This window comes from Pseudomonas sp. KK4, from assembly GCF_001984065.1.
In the GTDB taxonomy this organism is placed as follows: domain Bacteria; phylum Pseudomonadota; class Gammaproteobacteria; order Pseudomonadales; family Pseudomonadaceae; genus Aquipseudomonas.
This window is the reverse complement of sequence record NZ_LYVP01000246.1, coordinates 1-1,257: the sequence shown is the minus strand read 5'-3', so window position 1 is coordinate 1,257 and position 1,257 is coordinate 1. Positions and strand designations below refer to the sequence as shown.

Below are 1,257 nucleotides of genomic sequence, written 5' to 3'. Positions count from 1 at the left end.
TGTGGGAGCGGGCTTGCTCGCGAAGGCGGAGTGTCAGGCGCTATCCATGTTGGATGTGCCGGCCTCTTCGCGAGCAAGCCCGCTCCCACAGGGGCATGCTGTTCACTTAAGAACGAATACTTTACCCGTGGCGAGGGAGCTTGCTCCCGTTGGGCTGCGAAGCGGCCCCAAAAAAAGGACGGCTGCGCAACCCAGCGGGAGCAAGCTCCCTCGCCACAGGTTGTGGTTCATTTTGAGTGAACAGCGTTGGCCCCACACGGGTTGTTCGTTAACCGGGTCAGAACGGTACGGTCAATTTCATCCAGTAGGCGTTGCCCTGTGCGCGGTTGCGTACCTGGGTTTCCTGTTCCCATTTGCCGGTGACGATCCATCCGGCCTTGCTGGTGTATTTGATCGACGGGCCGATGGCCAGTGATCGGCCCTTGTTGTTTTCGATGGTTTCGCCGTTCTGGCGATCGTCGGTGGTCTGGCGGTAGTAGTAGCCGCCGACGCCCAGCACCCAGCCATTGCCCATCCCCCAGCCCACGGCATAGTCGACATGAAACTCCTGCCCCGAACGGTAATCGGTGGCCGGGTTCTTGCGGTTGAAGTCGTACATGAACTTGGCGTCGACATTGAGCCCATTGGGGTCGATGTAGGACAGGGCGTAGACCGGTTCGATCACCCAGTAATTACGCCCGGTATTGGCCAGGTCGTCACGGTCGTAGCGACCAGTCGGGGCGATGGTGTCCAGGGCCAGGATGCTGTGGAATTTGTCGCTGTGGTGAAAGCCCAGCGCCGGTCCGAAAATCACGTCGCCCAGGCCCTGTTTGCTCTGCGACTGACCATTGAGTTCGACCTTCACGTCCACCAGCGGCACGATCGCGTGCAGCGCCACGCTGGCACCGAACAGCGTGTAGTCGCTGACCCAGATCAGCCGCGGGGTGATGGCGTTGGCGCGCACGCGAAAGTCCACCGGCAGCTTTTCGCCGTCGTTGCCCCGCAGGTTGTCGGCTTCATAGTGGGTGACAAACAACTGCCCATAGAAGCCCGGCGGCGGCATGGCACCGGACAGATAATTTTCCGCACCCAAAGGGTACGACGTGCCGCCGCCCTGCGTGGCATGGGCCGCCATGGACAGCGAAGCGGTGGTAGCAATCACGAGCAGGTTTTGCAGTGTGCGAGTCATGCAGTTCAACCTTTTTTGTTGTTATCGGTCGGCCACGCCCTGCCCGCTCGCTGGCAGTCGAGAAGGCAGGGATGAAATGGGTTGCTCCC

1 protein-coding gene is annotated in these 1,257 nt (G+C 60.8%); it reads right to left on the bottom strand.

Translation table 11 applies throughout. From position 1 onward, the window contains the following. Positions 1 to 277 precede the first annotated feature (277 nt). Positions 278 to 1,168 (bottom strand): transporter, encoded by an 891-nt coding sequence (locus B0W55_RS29335; protein WP_077049379.1) that lies wholly within the window; start codon positions 1,166 to 1,168, stop codon positions 278 to 280. Positions 1,169 to 1,257 lie beyond the last annotated feature (89 nt).

What these genes read in the sequence shown, in the direction of transcription:
- B0W55_RS29335 (WP_077049379.1), bottom strand. Translation starts at nt 1,168, where the DNA reads ATGACTCGCACACTGCAAAACCTGCTCGTGATTGCTACCACCGCTTCG.